This is a genomic window from Phosphitispora fastidiosa (assembly GCF_019008365.1).
Classification (GTDB): Bacteria; Bacillota; Thermincolia; order Thermincolales; family UBA2595; genus Phosphitispora; species Phosphitispora fastidiosa.
This window is the reverse complement of the sequence record NZ_JAHHUL010000171.1, coordinates 1-254: the sequence shown is the minus strand read 5'-3', so window position 1 is coordinate 254 and position 254 is coordinate 1. Positions and strand designations below refer to the sequence as shown.

The 254-nt window shown below is 63.4% G+C and carries 1 protein-coding gene; it reads left to right on the top strand.

What is annotated here, in order from left to right; genetic code table 11:
• Positions 1-254 (top strand): hypothetical protein (locus tag Ga0451573_RS19380; RefSeq protein WP_231685831.1); only part of this gene is annotated, 254 nt, incomplete at both ends.

The following is a 254-nucleotide window of genomic DNA, read 5'->3' as shown; positions in this document are numbered from 1 at the left end:
CAAGCAGTTGTTCGATGTCGTGCAGTTGCGGACCGTTCGCTACCCGCTCCCGGAAGGGGAGATCACGCCAGAAACCGCCGCCGCGATGCAGGCCGCGATCAAGGAGCCGATCAAGGCGCTTGCCGCGGGGATTTCGCCGATGCACCAGTCGATACCGGGTTATCCCGACAAGGTTGACCCACGCAAGGCAATAACGATGCGCGGGCAGCTCGCAGAGCAAGCCGCGTTTCAGACCAAGATACGCGCGGTGCGCG